The following is a 2,182-nucleotide window of genomic DNA, read 5'->3' on the forward strand; positions in this document are numbered from 1 at the left end:
CCGGCCGTCACGCCGCGCGCGCAGCCGAGCCCGGTCGACTTCGACGAAGCACGACCGCCGCAGACCGCGCAGCTCGCTGCATTCACCAGGGAGATCGGCAGGATCGCGGCCCAATCCGCCTCCATTCGCAACGCCGCCTCAGAGCTCGACAAGGCCGACATCTTCGACGCAGAGTTCGAGATCGAGGCATCGCCCCCGCGGCTCGCGGCCAAGGACGTCGCCAAGGACGTCACCAAGCACGCCGATGACGAAAAGCCTTTCGCTCAAAGCGAAGTCGGGCGCGATGAAGACGTGCAGGTTGAAGAAGCCGTCGACGTCGACGTGATCACCGCGATGCTGGAACGACTGGCGAAGCAAGGCCCGCGGCTACCGCAGCCTAGCCCTGAAGCTGACCCTGCAAACCTCGCACGAAACCAACGAGGCCAATCCGCCGCTCGCGCTTGAGGCGCTCGGCCTTCAGGATCGATTGCACCTCGGCGAAGGCCTCGTCGACGTCGTGGTTGATCACGATGTAGTCGTACTCGGCCCAATGGCTCATCTCGTGGCTGGCGCGGCTCATGCGCTTGCGGATGACCTCGTCGGAATCCTGCGCGCGCGAATGCAGGCGCTTTTCGAGGTCGGCCGCCGAGGGCGGCAGGATGAAGACGCTGACGACGTCGGCGCGCGCCTTTTCGCGCAATTGCTGCGTGCCCTGCCAGTCGATGTCGAACAGCACGTCCTGCCCGGACGACAGCGCGGCTTCGACCGGCGCACGCGGCGTGCCGTAGCTGTTGTCGAACACGGTGGCCCATTCCAGCAGCTCGTCGCCCTTCACCATCGCCTCGAACTTGGCCTTGTCGAGGAACAGATAATCCTTGCCGTTGACCTCGCCCGGCCGCATCGGCCGCGTGGTCGCGGAGACCGACATTTTCAGGCCGGACATGCGATCGATCAAAAGGCGCGACAGCGTCGTCTTGCCCGCGCCCGAGGGCGAGGACAGCACGAACATCAATCCGCGTCGCTCGACACCGTCAGTTCCGTGACCGCCCGTCGTCATCGATCACTCCAGATTCTGGACCTGCTCGCGGAACTGCTCGACCACGTTTTTCATGGCCAGCCCCGTATTGGTCAGTTCGATGTCGTTCGACTTCGAGCAGCAGGTGTTGACCTCGCGGTGAAATTCCTGCGCCAGGAAGTCGAGCTTCCGGCCGATCGGGCCGCCCTTGCCGATCAGTTCGCGCGCTTGCGCGATGTGCGAGGCGATGCGGTCGAGCTCCTCGCGGATGTCGGCCCTGGTGGCGATCAGGATCGCCTCCTGCATCAGGCGGTCGGAATCGAAACGGTCTGAGGTGTCGAGCAGGCTCGCGATCTGCTCGGCGAGCCTGGCCTTGATCGCCTCCGGCTTGCGGCCGGGCGAAGCTTCCGCCTTTTTCGCCAGCTGCTCGACCTCGTCCACCCGCTGGATCAGGATCTGCCCCAGCGAAGTGCCCTCGCGCTTGCGCATCGCGACGAGCTCGTCGAGGGCCTTGTCGAAGGCCTCGGCGGCAGCGGCACGGGCTGCCTTGTCCTCCTCCTCGTCGCCCTCGGGCTCGGCAACCTCGACGACGCCCTTGATGGCGAGCAGGCCGTCGATGCTCGGCGCCACCGCGTCGACCTTGCCGGCGATCACTGCGGCGGCCTTCAGGACGGCGTTGAGCACGTCCTCATTGACGCGAACCGTGGCGGCGGCGTTGGCGCGCTTGACGGTGAGATTGGCGTAGACGGTGCCGCGCGACAAAAGCTCGCCGGCGCGCTTTTTGGCATGGGCCTCGAGCTCGTCGAACCCCTGTGGCAGCCGCACCCGGAGGTCAAAGCCCTTGGCGTTGACCGACTTCAATTCCCATTCGAACGTGTACGGCCCGCTAGCGCCGTGGCTTCGGGCAAAGCCGGTCATGGACGACAGCGCCATCAGGTCAAATTCTCCAGGAACACAGGATTCGCGAGGCATCAAGCCACGCGAATCTTAAGACTATTTTGCAGGAAAGTGGAATCCGCAAAGTCCCGCAAGCAGGTCTGCAACGCGCCTAGCGCTGGACCACTGGCGGCGAGGGTTGCACCGCGCCCTGCCGCGCCGGTGCGGGATTGGCTGGATTGGCAGGCCGTGACGGTTGCTTTTTCTGCTGGTTGGGCCGGGCCGGCGTCGTCGCTGTCGGCGTATCGGCAG

3 protein-coding genes are annotated in these 2,182 nt (G+C 65.4%); all 3 read right to left on the reverse strand.

Annotated features, from left to right (window positions below; genetic code table 11):
- Window positions 1–138: 138 nt before the first annotated feature.
- From MOV75_RS35445 to MOV75_RS35455, 3 genes are read right to left on the reverse strand one after another with little or no spacing between them, the layout of a single operon-like run.
- Window positions 139–357 carry a hypothetical protein gene (locus MOV75_RS35445; protein ID WP_247007668.1) on the reverse strand — a complete coding sequence of 73 codons (219 nt, stop codon included), beginning with the start codon at window positions 355–357 and terminating at the stop codon, window positions 139–141.
- A 19-nt stretch (window positions 358–376) separates the two neighbouring features.
- Entirely contained in the window at window positions 377–1,036 is a 660-nt protein-coding gene (gene gmk / locus MOV75_RS35450) for a guanylate kinase (RefSeq protein ID WP_246932180.1), read from the reverse strand.
- Between the two features lie 3 nt (window positions 1,037–1,039).
- Complete coding sequence (locus MOV75_RS35455) at window positions 1,040–1,927, reverse strand: YicC/YloC family endoribonuclease (RefSeq protein ID WP_246932182.1); 888 nt, start codon at window positions 1,925–1,927, stop codon at window positions 1,040–1,042.
- Window positions 1,928–2,182 lie beyond the last annotated feature (255 nt).

This window comes from Bradyrhizobium sp. PRIMUS42 (assembly GCF_023006515.1).
Lineage (GTDB): Bacteria > Pseudomonadota > Alphaproteobacteria > Rhizobiales > Xanthobacteraceae > Bradyrhizobium.